Below are 18,583 nucleotides of genomic sequence, written 5' to 3'. Positions count from 1 at the left end.
TTTCATGACGCCTTCCAGACCGGACAAGACGCGCCGCACCAAAGCCGGCGGCAAGCCGCAGGCCAAGCCTGACCGGCCGCGCAAGGATGTGCGCCGGGCCGACAAGCGACAAGGCAGCGCCCCGGCGGAAAAGCAGAACGAGCGCCGCAGCCGTCAGCCGGAGCCGCAATGGATCGCTCTGCGGGACGGCGAACGGCCGGCCGAGCGCGTGCCGCGCATTCTCCAGTCCGTCTCCGCCGACGGTTTTCATCTGATCGATAGCGGCCACGGGCTGAAGCTCGAGCAATATGGCGACTACCGCATCGTCCGCCCCGAGGCGCAGGCGCTCTGGCCCCCGCTTCTCGATGAAAAGATCTGGGCCAATGCCGATGCGATTTTCACCGGCGATACGGACGAGGACGGCATGGGGCGCTGGCGCTTTCCAAAGGCCGCCCTTGGCGAAACATGGCCGCTGCGGATCATGGACATCGATTTTCTCGGCCGCTTCACCGCCTTTCGCCATGTCGGCGTGTTTCCCGAACAGGTCGCCCACTGGCAATGGATGCGTGATGTGCTGCAGCAGGCCGCAGGCGGCAAGACCCCGCCGAAAGTGCTCAATCTCTTTGGCTATACCGGCGTTGCCTCGCTGGTCGCCGCTGCCGCCGGCGCGGAAGTGACCCATGTGGATGCGTCGAAGAAGGCGATCGGCTGGGCGCGCGAGAACCAGGCGCTCTCTGGCCTCAACGATCGTCCGATCCGCTGGATCTGCGACGATGCGATGAAGTTCATCGAGCGCGAGGAGCGACGCGGCAACCACTACGACATCATCCTCACCGATCCGCCGAAATTCGGACGCGGGCCGAATGGCGAGGTCTGGCAGTTGTTCGAGCATCTGCCTAGAATGCTGGACCTCTGCCGCGCGATCCTGAAGCCGGATGCGCTCGGCTTCGTGCTGACGGCCTATTCGATCCGCGCCAGCTTCTATTCGGTTCACGAACTGATGATGGAGACGATGCGCGGTTTCGGCGGCGTCGTCGAATCGGGCGAGCTTGTCATTCGCGAGGCGGGGCTGTCCGGAGATCAGCCCGGCCGCGCCCTATCAACATCCCTTTATGCGCGGTGGTTGCCCCAATGAGCTTCGAGCGAGACGACAGGCGCGCGCCGCGCGTCGGCACGGTGAAGGAAGTCACCTCCCTTTCCAATCCGATCATCAAGGATATCCGCGCGCTGTCGCAGAAGAAGCACCGCGAGGAGACCGGAACCTTCATGGCCGAGGGGCTGAAGCTGGTCATCGACGCGCTGGAGCTCAACTGGTCGATCCGCACGCTGATCTATGCCAAGGCGGCCAAGGGCAAGGCGCAGGTGGAGAAGGTCGCTGCCAAGACGATCGCCTCCGGCGGACTTGTGCTTGAGGTCTCCGAAAAGGTGCTTTCGGCGATCACCCGGCGCGACAATCCGCAAATGGTCGTCGGCATTTTCGAAAGCCATTACCGGCCGCTCGCCGAGATCCGCCCGGCCAGGAACGAGACCTATGTGGCGCTCGACCGGGTGCGCGATCCCGGCAATCTCGGCACCATCATCCGCACAGCCGATGCGGCGGGCGCGGCCGGCGTCATCCTCGTCGGCGAGACCACCGATCCGTTTTCGCTGGAGACCGTGCGCGCCACCATGGGCTCGGTCTTCGCCCTTCCGGTCTCGCGCGCCGAGCCGCGCGCGTTCCTGGATTGGGCCGGAAAGAGCGGCGCCGAGATCGTCGCCACGCATCTCGCGGGCTCGGTTGACTACCGAACCATCGACTACACGAAGAAGCCGGTCGTGCTTTTGATGGGCAACGAGCAGCAGGGGCTTCCTCCGGAACTCGCCGAGGGCGCGGGGCGGCTTGCCCGCATTCCGCAGCAGGGCAGGGCTGATTCGCTCAACCTCGCGGTTGCCACCGGCGTCATGCTCTATGAGGCGCGCCGCCACCTGCTTTCACTCGACGCTCCGGAGGCAGGCCGATGAGATCGCCGCTTTCGCGCCCCGGCCCGGCCATTGCCTTCGTCGCCATCGCGCTGCTCATCGATGCCGTGGTCAAATATGCGGTCGAGCTCTATCTGCCGTTTCACCGGACCATCGACGTCCTGCCGTTTCTGGGCCTGTTCAAGACCTACAATCCCGGCATCGCCTTTTCGCTTCTGTCGGATACCAACGGCTGGGCGCTGGTCGGCATGCGGCTCGTCATTGTCGCGGTCGTCATCTATCTCTGGCGCAAGACCGCGCCGGGGCAGAGCTGGGCGCTGCTGGGCTTTGCGCTCGTCGTCGCCGGCGCGCTCGGCAATATTCTCGATCATTTCCTCTATGGCCACGTCGTCGACTATATCCGCTTCCATGTCGGCGGCTGGACCTTCCCGATCTTCAACCTCGCCGACAGCTACATCACGGTCGGCGCGGTGATGATCTTCGTCCAGGAGTTCCTGTTCAAAAGCCCCGGACGTGACGATGGCTGACCCGGGCATGCCCGCAGTCACATTAGAAAGCGCTTGAACATCAAGGCATTGCCGTGAGGCCGTTTCAGCCCCGGATGGCCCCCGGTTGTTGACGGCGCGTCAAAACCTTCTGGACCTCGCCTGCTCCATGTACTAGTCTTTTCATGGTTGGGACCGTGCCTCGAAGGCACATGAGAGGCAGCGGAAAATTGACGCGAGAGGACCTCTTTTTAACAAAGTGACCTCCAGAATGGCGGGATGCGACTGTCACGAACGTGTCGCAGTGAGATGGTTTATGACATCCAAGATGAACGATCCGGAACACGCGATGACCATGGAAGCGCTCGATCTTCTTCAGGCTGCCGAACGCGCCGGCGCGGCCCCGGCCGTGAGCACGGCACTTCTGCAGGAAGGCATTCTGGGCCGTATAGGCTCCCTTGAAACCCGCATTGCCCGCACGCCCGGCGAGATCGAGGCCGCGCAGGCGGTGCGCTATCGCGTCTTCGTCGATGAGATGCAGGCCCGCCTGCCGGCAGAGGCCATGCGCGCCAAGCGCGATTTCGACCGGTGGGACGAGATCTGCGACCATCTTCTCGTGCTCGACACAAAGCTCGACGGCGATGTCGAGGACCAGATCGTGGCAACCTACCGGCTTCTGCGCCACGAGGTGGCGATGGAGCATGGCGGGTTCTATTCCGATGCGGAATACCAGACCGACAAGCTCGTCGCCCGCCATCCCGATGTCCGCTTCATGGAGCTCGGCCGCTCCTGCGTGCTGCCGGACTACCGCAGCAAGCGCACCGTCGAACTGCTCTGGCAGGGCAACTGGGCCTATGCGCTGAAGCACAATATCGGCGTCATGTTCGGTTGCGCCTCCTTCCACGGCACCAACCCGCAAGACCATGCCATGGCGCTCTCCTTTCTCCACCACAATGCTCGCGCCACCGGCGAATGGGCGGTCAACGCGCGGCCAGAACTTGCCGTCGACATGAACCTGATGAGCGCGGAGGAAGCGTCCGGACGCCGGGCGCTCACCGGCCTGCCGCCCCTGATCAAGGGCTATCTGCGCCTTGGCGCGATGGTTGGCGAGGGCGCGGTGATCGACCACGCCTTCAACACGACCGACGTGCTCGTGGTTCTGCCGATCGCCTCGATCTCCGACCGCTATCTCAACTATTACGGCGCCGACGCCGGCCGATTCGCGAGTTGAATTTTCGGTCCGTCGTCCGCCTTGAGGTGGCTTGGTTTGTTGTTAAAGCTCACTTCGCCCTCATTCGTCATGCTCGGGCTTGACCCGAGCATCTAAGCACTCATCCCCGTAACAAGCGTCTCGGACGAAAAATTTATTTAAATTCAATATTTTACGAAACGCGAACACCGTTCGTGTGGAACGGTGGTTAGATCCTCGGGTCAAGCCCGAGGATGACGTCCGTAAAAAGGATGGCTTTGTCGGCAGCCTGGGCCGCCTTGGAGGCGGCTCTCCGGTGACTGCGGTTCCGCGTTGAACCTCAGGCGACCGCTCGTCGTCGTGCTGAAGGTTTTGCCCAGCTTTCTCTTTTCGTGCTCTTCCGACGCTTCCGATTTCATGACACATGAAAGGGAGGTGAGGATGCGGTCGTTTGGACCCGTCCGGCGCAATCATCAATCCATGCAAGCAAGTGACCGTGGCAGACGATAATCGTATTCCGACCGAAGAACTGATTTCCGAGGAAAGCCGGGCATCGGCGACGCCGATGATGGAGCAGTATATCGAGATCAAGGCGGCCAATCCCGATCTCCTGCTGTTCTATCGCATGGGCGATTTCTACGAGCTGTTCTTCGATGACGCCGTTGAAGCGGCGCGGGCGCTGTCGATCACGCTGACAAAGCGCGGCCAGCATCTGGGCCGCGATATCCCGATGTGCGGGGTGCCGGTCCATGCGGCCGATGACTACCTCCAGAAGCTGATCGCCCTCGGCTTTCGCGTCGCCGTCTGCGAGCAGACGGAAGACCCCGCCGAGGCGAAGAAGCGCGGCGCGAAATCCGTCGTCCGGCGCGATGTAACCCGGCTCGTCACAGCCGGCACGCTGACGGAGGAAAAACTGCTGGCGCCGGGCGAGAGCAATTTTCTCATGGCCCTGTCGCGGGTGAAGGGCGAGGGCGAGGCTGCCTACGGTCTCGCCTGGATCGATATTTCCACCGGCGTCTTCCGTCTGTGCGCCACCTCCGAGAGCCGGCTTGCCGCCGACATCATGCGGGTGGAACCGCGCGAATTGATCGTCTCCGACACGCTTTTCGCCGAGGAGAGGCTGCGCCCCGTCTTCGATCTTCTCGGCCGCGCCGTCGCGCCGCAGCCGACCGTGCTTTTCGACAGCGCCACGGCGAAGGACCGGCTGTCGCGCTTCTTCGGCGTGGCGACGCTCGACGGCTTCGGCCGGTTTTCGCGGCCTGAGCTTTCGGCCGCCGCCGCTGCCGTCGCCTATGTCGAGAAAACCCAGATCAACGAGCGTCCGGCGCTCGGCATTCCCGAGCAGGACGGCGGGTCGGGATCGATGTTCATCGACCCGGCCACCCGCACCAATCTGGAACTGGTGCGCACCATTAATGGCGGGCGCGACGGCTCGCTTCTCAAGGCCATCGACCGGACGGTCACCAGCGGCGGCGCCCGATTGTTGTGCGAGCGGCTGATGTCGCCGCTGACGGATCCGGAAGACGTGCACCGGCGTCTCGATTCGGTCGGCTTCTTTCTCGACGAGGTCAGCCTGACGTCCACGCTGCGCGACCACCTGAAACAATTGCCCGACATGCCGCGCGCGCTGTCGCGGCTGGCGCTCGATCGCGGCGGGCCGCGCGACCTCGGTGCGATTCTGAGGGGACTGGAGGTCGCGCGCGCGATCGCGGAACTCCTGAAGCCGGCCGCGCTGCCGGAAGAGCTTTCCGGCGCGCTTGACGCGCTTGCCGCCATGCCCGGCGATCTGGAGGCAGCGCTTGCGGCAACGCTTGCCGACGAACTGCCGCTGTTGAAGCGCGACGGCGGTTTCGTGCGCGAGGGCGCCCATGAGCGACTCGACGAGGCGCGCGGCCTGCGCGACACGTCGCGGCGGGTGATCGCGGGTCTTCAGGCGCAATATGCCGAGGAGACCGGCGTCAAGGCGCTGAAGATCAAGCACAACAATATGCTGGGCTACTTTATCGAGGTGACCAGCGGCAATTCGAAGGCGCTGACGGAGGGCGACGCTGCAAAGGCCAAATTCATCCACCGTCAGACCATGGCGAATGCGATGCGGTTCACCACCGCCGAGCTTGCCGATCTGGAAAGCCGGATCGCCAATGCTGCAGGCGAGGCGCTGGCGATCGAGCTCGAGACTTTCGAGGGGTTGCGACAGTCGGTCGTCGACAATGCCGAGCGGCTGAAGCAGGGGGCCCATGCGCTTTCCGTGCTCGATGTCTCCGCCGGTTTCGCTCTTCTGGCCGAGGCGGAGGCCTATTGCCGGCCGATGGTTGACGACACAACGGCCTTCGAGATCAGGGGCGGACGCCACCCCGTGGTCGAGCAGGCGCTCGCGCGCCAGTCGGCGGGGCCCTTCGTTGCCAATGACTGCACGCTCTCGCCCGAAAGCGGCGACAGGGGCCGGCTCTGGCTTCTGACCGGGCCTAATATGGGCGGCAAGTCGACCTTCCTGCGGCAGAACGCGCTGATCGCGATCCTTGCCCAGACCGGCGCCTATGTGCCGGCGGCAAGCGCTCATATCGGCATTGTCGACCGGCTGTTTTCCCGCGTCGGCGCCTCCGATGACCTGGCGCGCGGGCGCTCGACCTTCATGGTCGAGATGGTGGAGACGGCGGCGATCCTCAATCAGGCGGGACCGCGCTCGCTCGTTATCCTTGACGAAATCGGCCGAGGCACCGCGACCTTCGACGGGCTGTCGATCGCCTGGGCGACGGTGGAGCACCTGCATGACGTGAATGGCTGCCGCGGCCTGTTCGCCACCCATTTTCACGAGCTGACCGCGCTTTCGGAAAAGCTGCCGCGCCTTGTCAACGCCACGATGCGGGTGAAGGAGTGGAAGGGCGAGGTCGTGTTCCTGCACGAGGTCGGACCGGGGGCGGCGGACCGCTCCTACGGCATTCAGGTTGCCCGTCTTGCCGGTCTTCCCTCAGCCGTCGTCAAGCGGGCGAAGAACGTGCTTGCCCGGCTTGAGGATGCCGACCGCAAGAACCCGGCTGCAAGCCTGATCGATGACCTGCCGCTCTTCCAGGCGGCAATCCGCGCACCCGAACCCGAGGCGAGGCCATCCGGAGTCGAGGCGATGCTGAATGGGCTGAAACCCGACGACATGACCCCGCGCGAGGCGCTGGACGCGCTCTATGCGCTGAAGCGGAAAATCGAGGATGACGTTTCCCTTGAGGGGTGATTTGCTTTAAGACGACACCGGCGGCAGAAAGGCCGCAGGCACAAAGGCAAGTTCATGCAGAAATCCGCGAGTGAACAGCGCGAAAGCGCTCCAGAGCAGGCCGTCAAAAGTAGCGCGCGCAAGGCGCAGCCCGATATCCATGCGATGACGGAGGTTCTCGACCCGGCGAAACTGAATGCGGAACTGCGATCCCTTGCCAGGAAGAACAGTCGAAGCCCGGACAAGCTGCGCCAGGCGGTGCTTGCGCGACTGAAAGAGGTCAACGCCGCGGGGCGCGCGCGCGCCTATGCGATCCTGAAGGAAAACGGCGGCGGCCTGGAATGCGCCCGCCGGATCTCGTGGCTGCAGGACCAGATCCTGATCGCGCTGCATACGCTTGTGGTCCAGTCGATCTACCCGGAGACGAGCAACGAGTTCACGATCACGGCTGTCGGCGGCTACGGGCGCGGCACGCTCGCGCCTGGCTCCGATATCGACCTTTTGTTCCTGATCAACGGTGCGGACCGCGCCGAGACGCTGAAATCGATCGAATATGTGCTCTACATGCTGTGGGACATGGGGTTGAAGGTCGGCCACGCGACCCGCAGCGTCGCCGAATGCATCAAGCTCTCCAAATCCGACATGACGATCCGCACCTCGATCCTGGAGATGCGCTATATCGTCGGCCGCAAATCGCTTTCCGATACGCTGGAGCGGCGGTTCGACGAGGAAATCGTCGCCAACACCGCGCCGGAATTCATCGCCGCCAAGCTCGCCGAGCGCGACCAGCGTCACCAGAAATCCTTCGACACGCGCTATCTCGTGGTCCCCAATGTCAAGGAGGGCAAGGGCGGGCTTCGCGATCTCAACACGCTGTTCTGGATCGCGAAATATTTCTACCGGGTGCCCGAACCGACCGAGCTTGTCGACCTCGGCGTGTTGTCGCGCCAGGAGATGAAGCTCTTTCTGCGCGCCGAGGACTTTCTCTGGGCCGTGCGCTGCCACATGCACTTCCTCACCGGAAAGGCCGAGGAGCGGCTCTCCTTCGATATCCAGCGCGAGATCGCCGAGGCGCTCGACTATCAGGACCGGCCCGGACTTTCCGCCGTCGAGCGGTTCATGAAGCATTATTTTCTCGTCGCCAAGGATGTCGGCGATCTCACCCGCATCTTCTGTTCTGACCTAGAGGAACAGCAGGCCAAGGCCGCGCCCACGCTTCCCCGGGCCGTCTGGTCGAAATTCGCGAGGCGCCAGCGCAAGATTCCGGGCTCGATCGAATTCGTCTCCGACAGCGGCCGCATCGCGCTGGCCGAGCCGGACGTGTTCAGGAAGGACCCGGTGGCCATCATCCGCTTCTTCTACGTTGCCGTTATCAACGATCTCGAGTTCCACCCCGACGCGCTGAAGGTCGTCACCCGCTCGCTGTCGCTGATCAATGCGGAGCTTCGGGAGAACGAGGAGGCGAACCGGCTGTTTCTGTCGATCCTGACCTCGCGCAACAATCCGGCGCTTTATCTGCGCCGCATGAACGAGGCGGGCGTGCTCGGACGCTTCCTGCCGGAGTTCGGCCGCATCGTTTCGATGATGCAGTTCAACATGTATCACCACTTCACCGTGGACGAGCACCTGATCCGCGCCGTCGATGTGCTTTCCGAGCTCGACAATGCCGGCGGCGAGAGCGAGATGCATCCGCTGGCTGCCCGGCTGATCACCTCGGTTGAGGACCGGACGGCGCTCTACGTGGCGGTGCTGCTGCATGACGTCGCCAAGGGCCGCAAGGAGGATCACTCGATTGCCGGCGCCCGGCTGGCGCGCAAGATCTGTCCGCGCCTCGGCCTCACCGTCAAACAGACGGAGCTTGTCGCCTGGCTGATCGAGTTCCACCTTCTGATGTCGATGACTTCGCAGACCCGCGACCTCAACGACCGCAAGACGGTGGTCGATTTCGCCGACAAGGTCCAGTCGCTCGACCGGCTCAACATGCTGTTGATCCTGACGGTCTGCGATATCCGCGCCGTCGGGCCGGATGTGTGGAACGGCTGGAAGGGCCAGCTTCTGCGCACGCTCTACTACGAGACCGAAATCCTGCTTTCCGGCGGTTTCTCCGCCGTTTCCCGCAAGGCCCGCACGGAGCACGCGATCGACGAGCTCGACAATGCGCTCGAGGGCTGGGGCGACAATGAGCGGCACAAATACGCCAATCTGCACTACCAGAACTACATGCTCTCCGTGCCCTTGGAAGACCAGGTGCGCCACGCCCGCTTCATCCGCGATGCCGACAAGGAGCGCCGGCTTTTTGCCACCATGGTGCGGACCAATGCCTTCCACGACATCACTGAGATCACCCTTCTTGCGCCCGACCATCCGCGCCTTCTGTCGATCATTGCCGGCGCGTGCGCGGCGACCGGCGCCAATATCGCCGACGCCCAGATCTTCACCACGGCGGACGGGCGCGCGCTCGACACGATCCTGCTCAACCGCGCCTTTGACGACGATGCGGATGAACTCCGCCGCGCCAAAACGATCGGCAAGCTGATCGAGGATGTGCTGACCGGGCGCAAGCACCTGAACGACCTGATAGCCGCCCGCACGCGCGAGCGCCGCACGGTGCGCGCCTTCTCTGTGCCGACGCATGTCTCGGTCACCAACAAGCTTTCCAATATCTTCACCGTGATCGAGATCGAGTGTCTGGACCGCACCGGGCTGCTTGCCGACGTCACCCAGACGCTTTCCGAGCTCTCGCTCGACATCCAGACGGCCCGCATCACGACCTTCGGCGAAAAGGTGATCGACAGCTTCTATGTGACCGATCTCGTCGGCGCCAAGATCACCAACGAGAACCGTCAGGCGGCGATCGTGGAACGGATGAAGGCGGTGCTGGAAGACAAGGGCGATGCCTATCGCAAGGGCATGCCGCAGGGCATGCTGCTGCCGGCGGAAAACGGCCAGGACACGCCGCGAAAAGAGGACGGAACCGAAGCATGAGCCTCGTCGGCAAGTTCGCCACGGTCGGCGGCGCCACGTTCGCAAGCCGGCTGCTCGGCTTTGCCCGCGAGACGATGATGGCGGCCGCCCTTGGCAACGGCGCCATGGCCGACGTGTTCTACGCCGCCTTCCGCTTCCCCAACCTGTTCCGCCGGCTTTTCGCCGAAGGCGCCTTCAATGCCGCCTTCGTGCCGCTGTTTTCCAAGGAGATCGAGGAAAACGGCCCTGACGGCGCCAAGCGTTTTGCCGAACAGGTCTTCGGCGTCCTGTTTTCCTTTCTCTTCGTCATCACCGTGGCGATGGAACTGGCGATGCCGCTTCTGGTGCGTTTCATCATCGCGCCGGGCTTTGCCGATGACGCGGAAAAGTTCGAGATGACCGTGCGGCTCGCCTCGGTCATGTTTCCCTATCTCATCTGCATGTCGCTGATGGCGATGATGAGCGGCATGCTGAACTCGCTGCATCGCTATTTCGCCGCAGCGATCGCGCCGGTCTTCCTCAATGTGGTGCTGATCGGGGTCCTGGCCTATGGCGTCTATGCGGGCGCCGATCCGGAACACATGGCGCGCAATCTCTCCTGGGGCGTGCTCGGCGCGGGCATCATCCAGCTTGGCGTCGTCTATATCGACGTTCGCCGCGCCGGCATGCGGCTCACCTTCCGCCTGCCGAAGATCACGCCGAAAATCCGCCGTCTTGTCGCGCTCGCCGTGCCGGCGGCGGTGACCGGCGGCGTCATCCAGATCAACCAGATCATCGGCCAGGCGGTCGCCTCCGGCAAGGACGGGGCGATCTCGGCGCTGCAATATGCCGACCGGCTCTACCAGTTGCCGCTCGGCGTCGTCGGCGTTGCCGGCGGCGTCGTGCTGCTGCCGGAGCTTTCGCGCGCGCTGAAGGCCGGCAACACTTCCGAAGCCTCGCATATCCAGAACCGGACCATCGAATTCGTGCTGTTTCTCACCGTCCCGGCCGCCTTCGGGCTGATGGTGATCTCCCCGGAGATCACCCGCGTGCTTTACGAGCGCGGCGCCTTCGGGCCAGAGACGACGGCGCTGGTGGCGGCGATCATGACGGTCTACGCCTTCGGGCTTCCGGCCTTTGCGCTGACCAAGGCGCTGCAGCCGGCCTTCTACGCGCGCGAGAACACCAAACTGCCGATGCGCTTCACGCTGGTGGCCGTGGTCATCAACTCGATCCTGGCGATCTCTCTGTTTCCGATTCTCGCCGAACGCGGCATCGCGCTCGCCGAAGTGGTCTCGGGCTGGACCAATGTTCTGCTTCTGGCGGTGACCCTGATCATCACCGGTCATCTGCGCTTCGACAAGCTGCTGATGAAGCGCGGGCCGCTGATCATTGCAAGCGCCATCGCCATGGCGGTGTCCGTGCGGCTGGCGGCGGGGCGCATGTCCCACTGGTTCGCGCCGGAGGCGGCGTTCCTGCAGCAGCTCGGGGGGCTTTTGATCCTGCTGGGCCTGGCCGCGATCGTCTATTTCGGCCTGGTTCTGGCGACCGGCGGCGTCAATCGCGCGCTGCTCGGGCGTCTGGTCAGGCGCGGCCGCAAAGGATAGGGCGCTTGCCCGTTTGACCTGTCGCCGCCTGCGGTGCATAAGCGCACTCGACATTCAACCGACCGGGCCTTCCACCCGTCCGAAAGAGACCAAGACATGAGCGAATTCAAGCCGCAAATCTTCTCCGGCGTGCAGCCGACCGGCAATCTTCATCTCGGCAATTATCTCGGCGCATTGCGCAAATTCGTCGCCCTGCAGGACCAGATGGATTGCATCTACTGCGTCGTCGACCTGCATTCGATCACCGCGCAACTCGTCCATGACGATCTCAAGAGCCAGACGCGCTCGATCACGGCGGCCTATCTCGCTTCCGGCATCGATCCGGTGAAGCATATCGTCTTCAACCAGTCCGCCGTGCCGCAGCACGCGGAACTGGCCTGGATCTTCAACTGTGTCGCCCGCATCGGCTGGATGAACCGGATGACCCAGTTCAAGGACAAGGCCGGCAAGGACCGCGAGAACGCCTCGCTCGGCCTGCTCGCCTATCCGAGCCTGATGGCGGCCGACATTCTCGTCTACCGCGCCACCCATGTGCCGGTCGGCGACGACCAGAAGCAGCATCTTGAGCTGACCCGCGATATCGCCATGAAGTTCAACCTTGATTTTGCCAAGAAGATCAAAGAGATCGGCAGCGGAGTTGACATCACCGTCGGCGACCAGCCGGTTCATGCCTTCTTCCCGATGGTCGAGCCGCTGATCGAGGGGCCGGCGCCGCGCGTGATGAGCCTCAAGGACGGTTCCAAGAAGATGTCGAAGTCGGATCCCTCCGACCTTTCGCGCATCAACCTCACCGATGACGCCGACACCGTCGCCCGCAAGATCCGCAAGGCCAAGACCGACCCGGATGCCCTGCCGAGCGAGGTCGACGGGCTGAAGGGCCGCCCCGAGGCGGACAACCTCGTCGGCATCTTCGCCGCCCTTTCCGATCGCACCAAGGCCGATGTGCTGACCGAGTATGGCGGCCAGCAATTCTCGCAGTTCAAGCCGGCGCTGGCCGAACTTGCGGTCAATGTCCTGTCTCCGGTCAATGCCGAGATGCGTCGCCTGATCGACGATCCGGCCCATATCGACGCCGTCCTGAAGGACGGTTCGGAGCGGGCAGGCGCGATTGCCGAGAAGACGATGAAGGACGTCCACGAGATCGTCGGCCTCCTCTGACGCTTGCTTTTGCGTCATCTATGCTATGATGCGGCGTTCGGATCGTCGGCAGGACGTTGCCGGAAAAGGCATGCTTCCTGCCGGCTCGGCCTTCTGTGCCGGGCCTTGCAGCGGTTCGTTGCCGGAAAACACGGAGTTTCGCAAACATGGTTTCCAAACGACTTTCCGGCGAGGCCGGACATCGCCGTAAATTCATGGCCATTGTCGACGATACGCCGGAATGCAGCCGGGCCGTGCGTTATGCCGGACGGCGTGCCAAGAACTCCAATGGCGGGCTGGTGCTCTGCTATGTGATCCCTGAACACGACGTGCAGCAGTGGATCGGCGTGCAGGAGTTCATGCGCGCCGAAGCCCGTGAAGAGGCTGAGGCGATCGTCAACAAGGTGGCGGAGGCCGCGCGCGAAGGCATCGGTATCGAGCCCGAGATCGTCATCCGCGAGGGCGACAGGTCCGAGCAGATCAACGCCGTGGTCGAGGAAGACCGCGACATTGCCATCCTCGTGCTGGCCGCAGGTTCGGCCAAGGACGGGCCGGGCCCGCTGGTCTCGCTGCTCGCCGGCCGCGGCAAGGCCTTTACCATTCCCGTCACCGTTCTGCCCGACGGGCTGGAGGACGCCGATATCGACGCGCTCTGCTGATGCCCTTGCGGTTGAGGGCCAAAGCGCCGATATAGGGGCAAAGCCTTGCCCGACGACAAGATTTGGAGATGAAGATGTTCATCCAGACCGAAACCACGCCGAACCCGGCGACCCTGAAATTCCTGCCCGGCAAGATCGTGATGGAAAGCGGCAATGCGGATTTCCGTTCCGCCGATGACGCGATCGTCTCGCCGCTGGCGACCCGGCTCTTTGCCGTGCCCGGCGTTGAGGGCGTGATGTTCGGCTATGATTTCGTGGCCGTGACCAAGGGCGAGCCGGAATGGCAGCACCTGAAGCCGGCAATCCTCGGCGCGATCATGGAGCATTTCATGTCCGGCGCTCCGGTCATGGCCGGTGAGGCTCCGCAGGCGGAAGACGACAGCGGCGAGGAGTTCTTCGACGCCGGCGACGAGACCATCGTCGCCACGATCAAGGAACTGCTCGACACCCGCGTCCGCCCGGCCGTTGCCCAGGATGGCGGCGACATCACCTTCCGCGGCTATCGCGAGGGTACGGTCTTCCTCAACATGCGCGGCGCCTGCTCGGGCTGCCCCTCCTCGACGGCGACGCTGAAACACGGCGTCCAGAACCTCCTGCATCACTTCGTTCCCGAAGTGGAGCATGTCGAGGCCGTCTGACAACCGTGGCCATACGGTTCTGAAAGGTCCGCAATGCTGATACTGGCGCTCGATACGGCGCAGGCCGATTGCGCGGCCTGCCTTTTCGATACGACAAGCGATGACGTGCTTGCCCGCACGGTCGAGACGATCGGAAAGGGGCACGCCGAACGGCTGATGGCCGTGATCGACGAGACGCTGCGGCAGGCGGGAAGGGCGCCTTCGGGCTTTGACAGGATAGCTGTGAATATCGGGCCCGGTTCGTTCACGGGCGTGAGGGTCGGCGTTTCGACCGCCCGCGCGCTGGCGCTGGCGACAAGGACGGAATGCGTCGGCGTTTCATCGCTCTCCGCACTCGGCTTTCAGGCGCGGAAACGGGCCGAGGGCCGCGCCGTCATGGCGACCATCGATGCCCGGCGCGGCGAGGCCTATGCCCAGGTCTTCGGCGCTGACGGGCAAGCGCTCACCGAGCCGTCAGCTTATGCCTATGATGCGCTGGACGGCCTTATGCGTCGCCACGACGCCCTTGCCTTTGGAACGGGAGCAGACGTTGCCGGGCTTGAGATCGCTGGCGACGTGACCCGTGTCGAGATCGAGACCGTTGCACGGCTTGGCGCCGTTGCCCGTCCGCAAGGGCCGGTGAGCCCGCTTTATCTGCGCGCGCCCGACGCCAGGCCGCAGGCGGGATACGCCGTCGCCCGCCGCTGACTGTTCCGGATCTGCCATGCTTCCCTTTTTCAGACGATCGCCGGACATAGAGCTGTTTCCCCTTGGCGACGAACACCTGGGGCTTGCCGCCGATCTTCACCGCAAGCGTTTCTCCCATGCCTGGAGCGCCGGCGAATTGCGCAAGCTCTTGGCCCAGGCGCCGGTCTTCGGTCATATCGCGCGGCATGTGAACCGCGTCGTCAGCCCGCCTGCCGCCGGTTTCGTGCTGGCGCGCAGCGTTGAGGAGGAATCGGAGATCCTGACGATTTGCGTCGGTCCCGATTATGCCCGCAACGGGGTCGGCTGGCGGCTGATGGTGGCGGCCATGCAGGAAGCGCGCATGCGCGGCGCGGCCTATATGCTGCTCGAGGTGGATGCCCAGAACCAGGCTGCCATCGGGCTTTATCGCAAGCTCGGCTTCTTCGAGGTCGGTCGTCGCAAGGCCTATTACGCGCATGACGACGGAAGCCGCTCGACCGCGCTTGTCATGCGTCGCGATCTCGGCTAACCCCGAACGTCACGACGTTAATCGGGGAGGTAAGGGCGATGATCTGGCTGCGCTATGCCTATGTGGCGCTCGCCCTTTTTCTTACGACCGTCATCCTCTCGCCGTTGCAGATCATCGCGCTCTGGCGCGGCTGGAAACTAGCGCGGAAAATGCCGCGCTACTGGCACATGGTCGCCTGTTTCGTGCTCGGCATCCGCATTCATGTCCATGGCGAAATCGAGGCGCGGCGGCCGCTGATGCTCTCGGCAAACCATACGAGCTGGCTCGACATCATCGTCCTCGGCCGCGTTGCCGATGTCGCCTTCATCGCCAAATCGGAAGTGCGGTCCTGGCCGATTTTCGGCCTGTTCGCCCGGCTGCAGAACTCCGTCTTCATCGAGCGCGCTGACAGGCGCGGGACCGGCCGACAGGTCAATTCGATTGCCGAGCGCATGGCCGCCGGCGAGATCATCATCCTGTTTCCGGAAGGCACGACCTCTGACGGCAACCGGCTGCTGCCGCTCAAATACTCGCTCTTCGGCGCGGCCTCGAGCGCGGTGCCCTATTCGCCGGACGGCACGGTTCACGTCCAGCCGGTGGCTGTTGCCTATACCGGCATCCAGGGCATGCCGATGGGCCGGTTCATGCGGCCCGTCGTCGCCTGGCCGGGCGATGTCGCCATGCTGCCCTCGCTTGCCGGCGTCATCAGGGCCCGGGCGCTCGACGTCGACGTCTGTTTCGGCGAAAGCGTGACCTTTACGGCGGACACGAAGCGCAAGGACGCGGCGGCGGAGGTGGAGCGCCGCATGCGCACGCTTCTCGCCGATCGCCTGAGCGGACGGTGAAGCCCGCCGGCAAAAGCCTTTCCGGGTCACGTATTTTTTCATTTTCTCAAAGGCCAAACCGCGTTAAAAGGCCCGCCATGACACAGGAAACGACGACAGCGACCCGGCAGGACGCCACCAACCAGCGCAAGGTTTTCATCAAGACCTATGGCTGTCAGATGAATGTCTATGACAGCGAGCGCATGGGAGAGGCGCTGGCCGCCGATGGCTACCAGCCGACCGAGGTTATCGAGGACGCCGATCTGATCCTGCTCAACACGTGCCATATCCGCGAAAAGGCGGCGGAAAAGGTCTATTCCGCGCTCGGCCGCTACCGCGACCTGAAGACCGCCCGCGCCCGCGAGGGCCGCGAGACGCTCATCGGCGTCGCCGGTTGCGTTGCCCAGGCCGAAGGCGAGGAAATCCTGCGCCGCGCGCCCGACGTCAGCGTCGTCATCGGCCCGCAGACCTATCACCGTCTGCCGGAAGCGCTGCGCCGCGCCAAGACCGGCGAGCGCGTGGTCGATACCGAATATGCGGTCGAGGACAAGTTCGACTATCTGCCGAAGAAGGAACGCGGCGTTCGCCCTAAGAACGTCTCGGCGTTTCTGACGGTGCAGGAAGGCTGCGACAAGTTCTGCACCTTCTGCGTGGTGCCCTATACGCGCGGCGCTGAGATTTCCCGCTCGCGCAAGCAGATCGTGGACGAGGCGAAGCGCCTTGCCGAAAACGGCGTGCGCGAGATCACGCTTCTCGGCCAGAACGTCAACGCCTGGCATGGCGAGGGGCCGGACGGCGCCGAATGGGGGCTCGGCGAACTGCTGTTCGACCTCGCGAGCGTCGACGGCATCGACCGGTTGCGCTACACCACCAGCCATCCGCGCGACATGGACGAGAGGCTGATGGCCGCGCACCGGGAACTGCCGGAGCTGATGCCCTATCTGCATCTTCCGGTTCAGGCCGGATCCGACCGTATCCTGAAGGCGATGAACCGCCGTCACACGGCCGCCGAATACCTGGCGCTGATCGAGCGCATCCGTGCCGCACGCCCTGACATCGCCATGTCCGGCGATTTCATCGTCGGCTTTCCCGGCGAGACGGAAGAGGATTTCCAGGCGACGCTCGATCTCGTCGAACAGGTGCGTTACGCGCAGGCCTTCTCGTTCAAATACTCGCCGCGTCCGGGCACGCCCGGCGCCGAGCTTGGCGATCAGGTTCCGGAAGCCGAAAAGGCAGACCGGCTGCAGCGCCTGCAGGCGCTGCTTTCGCGCCACCAGCTCGAATTCGCGCAGTCGCGGATCGGCATGGAGATGGACATCCTTCTGGAAAAACCCGGCCGCAATCCCGGTCAGCTCGTCGGTCGTTCGCCCTGGCTGCAATCGGTCGTGATCGATGCCGGCGACACCGTGGTCGGCGACATGGTGCGGGTCCGGATAACGGATGCTTCCGCCAACAGTCTGGCGGCGGTTCGCCTCGATTGAGGCGCGGCCCGCCATCTGTGACGTGTCCGTGAAATCTTGGGGCGTGCCTGAAATTTGCTTCACAAACAGCAAAATCGCGTTTAGCCTTTCTTCATGAAGAGAGATTGGCGAACAAAGACTCACATTTCTGCCGCTTTGCCTCTGTCGTTGACTGAACGATTTCCTATGTATCGCACCAGGGACGCTGCGCATGCCGGGTCTGACGCCGGCAGGCGATGTCATTTTCTTTTTCCAGGGAGCCGGACCGCTTGAACGCTACTGAAATGGTTGCAAAGCATGAAATCCAGGCGGGGCCGTCTGCGGACGCCAGCCATTTTGTCCTGACCTTCGAGAATAACCGTCACGCCAGCGAATTGTTCGGCCAGTTCGACGAGCACCTGAAATTGCTGGAGAAGCAGCTTTCCGTCACGGCTGTCGCGCGCGGCAATTCGGTTGCGCTTTCCGGCTCGACGCTGGCCACGCACCAGGCGCGTCGGGCGCTCGACTATCTCTACGACCAGCTTCAGAAAGGGTCATCCTTGGAAAAGTCCGATGTCGAGGGGGCGATCCGCATGGCGCAGGCCGCCGACGACCAGCTCACCCTGCCGACGCTGGAGAGGAAGGCCCGGCTTTCCATGTCGCAGATTTCGACGCGCAAGAAGTCGATCGCCGCCCGCACGCCGGCGCAGGATGCCTATATCCGGGCCATGGAGCGCAGTGAGCTGGTGTTCGGCGTCGGCCCGGCGGGCACCGGCAAGACCTATCTGGCCGTCGCCCATGCCGCGCAGCTTCTGGAACGCGGCGCGATCGAGAAGATCATCCTGTCGCGCCCGGCCGTGGAAGCAGGCGAGCGGCTCGGCTTTCTGCCGGGCGACATGAAGGAAAAGGTCGATCCCTATCTGAGGCCGCTCTATGACGCGCTATACGACATGATCCCCGGTGAGCGGGTGGAACGGGCGATGACGGCGGGCGTGATCGAGATCGCGCCGCTCGCCTTCATGCGCGGGCGCACGCTCACCAATGCCGCGGTCATTCTCGACGAGGCGCAGAACACGACATCGATGCAGATGAAGATGTTCCTGACGCGGCTCGGCGAGAATTCGCGCATGGTGGTGACCGGCGACCCGAGCCAGGTCGACCTGCCGCGCGGCGTCAAGTCCGGCCTCGTCGAGGCGCTTTCGGTGCTTGAGGGGGTGGAAGGCGTGTCGACCAACAGGTTTACCGACAAGGATGTCGTCCGCCATCCGCTCGTCGCCCGCATCGTTGCGGCCTATGAGGGGCGGCTCGTGCCGTCTTCGGGCGGCGCCAAAGACGACGACTGACC

Annotated in this window: 15 protein-coding genes; all 15 read left to right on the top strand. The window is 63.8% G+C overall.

Annotation, left to right across the window (positions count from 1 at the left end):
- Positions 1 to 4: 4 nt before the first annotated feature.
- The 15 genes from JET14_RS13855 to JET14_RS13785 all read left to right on the top strand — a co-directional run bounded on the left by JET14_RS13855 (position 5) and on the right by JET14_RS13785 (position 18,581).
- A complete protein-coding gene (locus JET14_RS13855; protein WP_200334274.1) occupies positions 5 to 1,114 on the top strand; it encodes a class I SAM-dependent methyltransferase in 1,110 nt (369 codons plus the stop codon).
- Positions 1,111 to 1,980 carry a TrmH family RNA methyltransferase gene (locus JET14_RS13850; RefSeq protein WP_200334272.1) on the top strand — a complete coding sequence of 290 codons (870 nt, stop codon included), beginning with the start codon at positions 1,111 to 1,113 and terminating at the stop codon, positions 1,978 to 1,980. Before JET14_RS13855 ends, JET14_RS13850 begins: the two co-directional genes overlap by 4 nt.
- A complete protein-coding gene (gene lspA / locus JET14_RS13845; RefSeq protein WP_200334271.1) occupies positions 1,977 to 2,465 on the top strand; it encodes a signal peptidase II in 489 nt (162 codons plus the stop codon). The genes JET14_RS13850 and lspA overlap by 4 nt, the downstream gene beginning before the upstream one ends.
- Before the next feature lie 313 nt (positions 2,466 to 2,778).
- A complete protein-coding gene (locus JET14_RS13840) occupies positions 2,779 to 3,654 on the top strand; it encodes a GNAT family N-acetyltransferase (protein ID WP_200338099.1) in 876 nt (291 codons plus the stop codon).
- Between the two features lie 454 nt (positions 3,655 to 4,108).
- Entirely contained in the window at positions 4,109 to 6,838 is a 2,730-nt protein-coding gene (mutS, locus tag JET14_RS13835; RefSeq protein ID WP_246750317.1) for a DNA mismatch repair protein MutS, read from the top strand.
- Between the two features lie 54 nt (positions 6,839 to 6,892).
- The gene (locus JET14_RS13830) at positions 6,893 to 9,802 is read left to right on the top strand and encodes a [protein-PII] uridylyltransferase (protein ID WP_200334270.1); all 2,910 of its coding nucleotides are present in this window, start codon (positions 6,893 to 6,895) and stop codon (positions 9,800 to 9,802) included.
- Positions 9,799 to 11,367 (top strand): murein biosynthesis integral membrane protein MurJ, encoded by a 1,569-nt coding sequence (gene murJ, locus JET14_RS13825; RefSeq protein ID WP_200334269.1) that lies wholly within the window; start codon positions 9,799 to 9,801, stop codon positions 11,365 to 11,367. Before JET14_RS13830 ends, murJ begins: the two co-directional genes overlap by 4 nt.
- A 96-nt stretch (positions 11,368 to 11,463) precedes the next feature.
- Positions 11,464 to 12,525, top strand: coding sequence for a tryptophan--tRNA ligase (gene trpS / locus JET14_RS13820; protein ID WP_200334268.1), 1,062 nt, complete (start codon positions 11,464 to 11,466; stop codon positions 12,523 to 12,525).
- Between the two features lie 146 nt (positions 12,526 to 12,671).
- The gene (locus JET14_RS13815) at positions 12,672 to 13,163 is read left to right on the top strand and encodes a universal stress protein (RefSeq protein ID WP_183489772.1); all 492 of its coding nucleotides are present in this window, start codon (positions 12,672 to 12,674) and stop codon (positions 13,161 to 13,163) included.
- A gap of 74 nt (positions 13,164 to 13,237) precedes the next feature.
- Complete coding sequence (locus JET14_RS13810) at positions 13,238 to 13,801, top strand: NifU family protein (protein ID WP_200334267.1); 564 nt, start codon at positions 13,238 to 13,240, stop codon at positions 13,799 to 13,801.
- A gap of 33 nt (positions 13,802 to 13,834) precedes the next feature.
- Positions 13,835 to 14,488 carry a tRNA (adenosine(37)-N6)-threonylcarbamoyltransferase complex dimerization subunit type 1 TsaB gene (tsaB, locus tag JET14_RS13805; RefSeq protein ID WP_200334266.1) on the top strand — a complete coding sequence of 218 codons (654 nt, stop codon included), beginning with the start codon at positions 13,835 to 13,837 and terminating at the stop codon, positions 14,486 to 14,488.
- Positions 14,489 to 14,504: 16 nt separating this feature from the next.
- Positions 14,505 to 14,996: a GNAT family N-acetyltransferase gene (locus tag JET14_RS13800; RefSeq protein ID WP_200334265.1), complete on the top strand. Its 492-nt coding sequence runs from the start codon at positions 14,505 to 14,507 to the stop codon at positions 14,994 to 14,996.
- A gap of 38 nt (positions 14,997 to 15,034) precedes the next feature.
- A complete protein-coding gene (locus JET14_RS13795; RefSeq protein WP_200334264.1) occupies positions 15,035 to 15,820 on the top strand; it encodes a lysophospholipid acyltransferase family protein in 786 nt (261 codons plus the stop codon).
- Positions 15,821 to 15,897: 77 nt separating this feature from the next.
- Entirely contained in the window at positions 15,898 to 17,280 is a 1,383-nt protein-coding gene (miaB, locus tag JET14_RS13790; RefSeq protein WP_200334262.1) for a tRNA (N6-isopentenyl adenosine(37)-C2)-methylthiotransferase MiaB, read from the top strand.
- A 263-nt stretch (positions 17,281 to 17,543) separates the two neighbouring features.
- Positions 17,544 to 18,581, top strand: a complete 1,038-nt coding sequence (locus JET14_RS13785) for a PhoH family protein (RefSeq protein ID WP_200338097.1) — start codon at positions 17,544 to 17,546, stop codon at positions 18,579 to 18,581.
- Positions 18,582 to 18,583: the final 2 nt, after the last annotated feature.

Origin of the sequence: Martelella lutilitoris, from assembly GCF_016598595.1 — a bacterium.
GTDB classification, from domain to species: domain Bacteria; phylum Pseudomonadota; class Alphaproteobacteria; order Rhizobiales; family Rhizobiaceae; genus Martelella; species Martelella lutilitoris_A.
The sequence above is the reverse complement of the archived record's forward strand: the minus strand, read 5'-3'. Positions and strand labels throughout refer to the sequence as shown.

Bases quoted from the DNA above. Each gene is read 5' to 3' on its own strand.
- JET14_RS13855 (WP_200334274.1), top strand. From the start codon at position 5: ATGACGCCTTCCAGACCGGACAAGACGCGCCGCACCAAAGCCGGCGGC.
- JET14_RS13850 (WP_200334272.1), top strand. From the start codon at position 1,111: ATGAGCTTCGAGCGAGACGACAGGCGCGCGCCGCGCGTCGGCACGGTG.
- lspA (WP_200334271.1), top strand. From the start codon at position 1,977: ATGAGATCGCCGCTTTCGCGCCCCGGCCCGGCCATTGCCTTCGTCGCC.
- JET14_RS13840 (WP_200338099.1), top strand. From the start codon at position 2,779: ATGGAAGCGCTCGATCTTCTTCAGGCTGCCGAACGCGCCGGCGCGGCC.
- JET14_RS13830 (WP_200334270.1), top strand. From the start codon at position 6,893: ATGCAGAAATCCGCGAGTGAACAGCGCGAAAGCGCTCCAGAGCAGGCC.
- murJ (WP_200334269.1), top strand. From the start codon at position 9,799: ATGAGCCTCGTCGGCAAGTTCGCCACGGTCGGCGGCGCCACGTTCGCA.
- trpS (WP_200334268.1), top strand. From the start codon at position 11,464: ATGAGCGAATTCAAGCCGCAAATCTTCTCCGGCGTGCAGCCGACCGGC.
- JET14_RS13815 (WP_183489772.1), top strand. From the start codon at position 12,672: ATGGTTTCCAAACGACTTTCCGGCGAGGCCGGACATCGCCGTAAATTC.
- JET14_RS13810 (WP_200334267.1), top strand. From the start codon at position 13,238: ATGTTCATCCAGACCGAAACCACGCCGAACCCGGCGACCCTGAAATTC.
- tsaB (WP_200334266.1), top strand. From the start codon at position 13,835: ATGCTGATACTGGCGCTCGATACGGCGCAGGCCGATTGCGCGGCCTGC.
- JET14_RS13800 (WP_200334265.1), top strand. From the start codon at position 14,505: ATGCTTCCCTTTTTCAGACGATCGCCGGACATAGAGCTGTTTCCCCTT.
- JET14_RS13795 (WP_200334264.1), top strand. From the start codon at position 15,035: ATGATCTGGCTGCGCTATGCCTATGTGGCGCTCGCCCTTTTTCTTACG.
- miaB (WP_200334262.1), top strand. From the start codon at position 15,898: ATGACACAGGAAACGACGACAGCGACCCGGCAGGACGCCACCAACCAG.
- JET14_RS13785 (WP_200338097.1), top strand. From the start codon at position 17,544: ATGGTTGCAAAGCATGAAATCCAGGCGGGGCCGTCTGCGGACGCCAGC.